5 protein-coding genes are annotated in these 3,647 nt (G+C 24.3%); all 5 read left to right on the top strand.

Annotated elements, in window-relative coordinates:
* The coding region (locus SOR60_RS06845; protein ID WP_320595549.1) for an ABC transporter ATP-binding protein at positions 1–606 on the top strand (606 nt) is incomplete at its 5' end.
* Positions 603–1,313, top strand: a complete 711-nt coding sequence (locus SOR60_RS06840) for a beta-carotene 15,15'-monooxygenase (RefSeq protein WP_320595548.1) — start codon at positions 603–605, stop codon at positions 1,311–1,313. The genes SOR60_RS06845 and SOR60_RS06840, both read left to right, overlap by 4 nt.
* A complete protein-coding gene (locus tag SOR60_RS06835; protein ID WP_320595547.1) occupies positions 1,310–1,948 on the top strand; it encodes a hypothetical protein in 639 nt (212 codons plus the stop codon). The genes SOR60_RS06840 and SOR60_RS06835 overlap by 4 nt, the downstream gene beginning before the upstream one ends.
* Positions 1,949–1,951: 3 nt before the next feature.
* The gene (locus SOR60_RS06830; protein ID WP_320595546.1) at positions 1,952–3,118 is read left to right on the top strand and encodes a histidine kinase; all 1,167 of its coding nucleotides are present in this window, start codon (positions 1,952–1,954) and stop codon (positions 3,116–3,118) included.
* Positions 3,090–3,647 (top strand): response regulator transcription factor (locus tag SOR60_RS06825; protein ID WP_320595545.1); only part of this gene is annotated, 558 nt, incomplete at its 3' end. The genes SOR60_RS06830 and SOR60_RS06825, both read left to right, overlap by 29 nt.

The following is a 3,647-nucleotide window of genomic DNA, read 5'->3' as shown; positions in this document are numbered from 1 at the left end:
AATGATTTTTCTATAGAAATTGAGGCAAATACAGTCCATGCAATAGTAGGTCCTAATGGTTCTGGGAAAACTTCTCTTTTAAGAATACTAACTGGACTATATGACAAAGATGATGGAGAAGTTAAAGTTAAGGGAAATCATGCTATGCTTCTTGAAAATGATTATTTGTATGAAGATAAAACTGGGCTTGAAAATATTAAGATATACGGATTATATTTTGGATATGAAGCTAAAAATTATGAAAAACATTCTGATTTATTGGAAATAACAAATGACTTAAATAGAAATGTATCAACATATTCTAAGGGAATGAAAAGAAAACTATCATTACTTATCATTGTAATGATGAATAGAGATATTATATTTTTGGATGAGGTAACAAGTGGTGTTGATCCAATTTCAAGAGTGGAAATTAGAAAGCTTATTAGGCTATTAAAAGATGAGGGAAAATCCATTATTATTACAAGTCATGACCTTGCTGAAATAGAAAAGGCTGCTGATAGGGTCTCTATGATTAAATCAGGAGAATTACTATTCACAAAAAATATAAGTGAAATTTACGGAGAAAGTTTAGAAGAATTATTCATAGAGGAAGGTTTAAAATGAAGGATTCAGGAATAAATAAGGCCTGTAGGTATATTATTTTCAGAGATAAGGATATTTTATTAAATAATATAGTGTCCTCAATAATAGTTTTAGTTTTTATCTTTTTAAATTATAAAGGTTTTTTTAGGAATAGGGGAGAGTCTTTTGTTGTACTTATGCTTTATGTACTGGTATTTGGACTAACACAGATTAATGCAAATTCTATGGTTGTTAATATGACAATAAAAGATAAATTAACTAAAAGATTAGAATTTGTACTAGCATCTGATGTAAGTGTTAAAACCTTAATAAAAGCATATTCTATTGAAATTTGGAGAATTTCATCAATTATCCCATTTTTTTTATTTTATTTGACATATGTCATATTTGATTTTGGTAAGAATACAAAATGGATTGTTACAATATATTTATCAACTATATTAATGTTATTTTTTGAAATATTATATTTAAATATAGTATCATTATATAAGAAAAATTATAAGTTTTTTAAAAATATAGTGTTTTTTGGAACAACTATTTTAATTTACATGATAGGAACATTTTCAGGTAAGATTCTCTCATTATTAGAAAAATATTATTTAAATCTAATTTATATAATATTAGTGATTAATATTGGATTAGCTTTAGTATTTGCAATTTGTTCTATGAAAGACTTGTCTAAGATGAACAATGAATCTGTAATTAATAAAGAAGGATCATGGTCATGAAATTAGTAATTAATGATCTAAGAAAGCTACTCGATAAAAATGCCTTATTAATGTTGCTTATGGCACTGATGTGCTCATTTATAACTCTGTTTTTTGGTGATGGGGAAAGTCAAGAAATAAATAAGGTCATAGATATAGTTAAAATTGATGGAATTTTAATACTTTTTGTAATGTTTGTAGTAGAACTCGCTAAAAATACCTTAGTTGCAGATAAGATTAGCAAAAAGCTTGAATTTCTAATTGCTAATGGAGTTTCAATTAAAGTAATAATAAGCAAATATCTGTTTAGTATATATTTGGCAACATTTATTATAATATTCCCAAGCATAATATTGAATTTGTTAAAAATTGAAAATTCTTTATTAATCATGCTAAACCTATTCTTATCAAGTTTATTATATACAGTCATAATTATATTAACTATACTTTGCACTATTAATATGAACAAAATAAATTCTCTTCAACTTCGATTTATAGGGCTATCTATTTTACTTATGATAATATCCATCTTGATATATTATTTTACAAATATGATATCCTTATATTTAATAATTAAGATTTTTATCCTATCATCAATAATCGTATTTTTGGGTATAAATACCAATAAAGAAAGGATTGTAGTTAGCTATTATTGAGATATGTATAAGAAATTAGACAAAATTGTAATCAGCCATTTAATGATAATTTTATTTTGGGGTCTTCTTTTTAAAAACAAGATGTTAGTAGAGGGGGGTCCAATTTTAAATGCAGTTTCACTTATTTTATTTTTTACTTTGTATGGACTTATATACACAGAAATTTCAAATAAAAAAATACCAAGATTTTTTTCTATTTTGGTAATTTTCACATCACTATTACCATTAAGTTTAATTTTAATAAATGACTTTCCTTATAAGGTAGCCTTTGCTCTTATAAGTCTTGCTTCAACAAGTGTATTTATTAAAAGGTATGTAATTTTAGAGAATATAAAATATATAAATATCTTACCAATCTCAAGAAAATCTACTCAAATATTTACTATCGGACTTGTATTTTTTATTTTTGCAGTGATTTACTTATTTGATATAGAACAGGTAATGATAAATATATTTACTCAGATAATTTTTCTTATTATGGAAATTTTCTTTATCTTATTCTTAAAGGAAAAAGAGTTAGCTTTCGAGAATACCTTTAAACTTTATTACCTATCGGATTATATGACAAGTGAAAGAGATGAATTTGCAAGGATTATACATGATGATATTATACAAGATATATTTGCAAGTAGAAATTACCTTTCTTCAAAAAATCCTAATATAGAATATTCAAAAAATATCCTATCAAATCTTGAAGAGAAAGCAAGAAAAATAATGAAATTCTATCAATCTTCTTTATTTGAAAAGGCAAACTTAGAAACATCGATACTTGCAATATTTGATAATGTATCCTCCTTATATCCAAATAGAAATATTAAAATCCAAAGATTTATTAATAGAAATTTTATAGAAGATAAAAGAATAATTAGATTAATTTCTATAGTATCAAAAGAATTAATAAATAATATTTATAAACATTCAGAAGCAAAATATTTATCTTATAAGCTTTATAAAAAAGAAAATTGTGTCCTAATAGAAATTGATAGTGATGGAGTAAGTAGAGAAGATTTTAATAATATTAAGGAATCTAGAAGAGGGGTTCTTTTACTTAATCTTTTAATAGGCTCAAATTCGGGAAATATAATATATGAATTAAATAAAGATATATTGTCAACAAGAGTTTACTTGGAGGTGGATAATAGTGAAAATTATTTTGTTGGACGATCATAAAATATTTGGTGAGTCTGTTAAAATGCTTTTAGAAGAGCAAGAAGATACCACCTTATGTGAATATACTTCAAGTATTGAAGAGTTTTTAAAAATGATTAAAGAAGAAAAGTATGATATTTTATTAATTGATATAAATCTAAAGGATGGTAAAACAGGGCTTGATTTAATAGAATATATTTTAAATGAGAATCCTAAACAGAATATAATAGTTTTAACATCTTATGATTTGGATAATTATAAAGAAATAGCTTTTAAATTAGGAGTTAAAGATTTTATAAATAAATCTGTGGAAATTGAAGAATTAGTAACAAGGATTAAAAATGTTTATGATGGAAATTATAAAAAACTAAACAAAATAATAATTGACCCATTAACAAAACGTGAGATTGAAGTATTAAAAGAGTTAATAAAAGGAGAAAGTAAAAAGGAGATTGCAAAGAAGTTATTCATAAGCGAGAGAACTCTTTATAATCATATAGCTAATATCTATGATAAGTTGAGAGCCAAGAATATAGTTGAAGCTTATAAT

It is taken from the genome of Anaerococcus porci, assembly GCF_034090325.1.
Lineage (GTDB): Bacteria > Bacillota > Clostridia > Tissierellales > Peptoniphilaceae > Anaerococcus > Anaerococcus porci.
This window is presented reverse-complemented; position numbering and strand designations above follow the sequence as displayed.

Coding starts and splice junctions, on each gene's coding strand:
- SOR60_RS06840 (WP_320595548.1), top strand. CDS start 603: ATGAAGGATTCAGGAATAAATAAGGCCTGTAGGTATATTATTTTCAGA.
- SOR60_RS06835 (WP_320595547.1), top strand. CDS start 1,310: ATGAAATTAGTAATTAATGATCTAAGAAAGCTACTCGATAAAAATGCC.
- SOR60_RS06830 (WP_320595546.1), top strand. CDS start 1,952: ATGTATAAGAAATTAGACAAAATTGTAATCAGCCATTTAATGATAATT.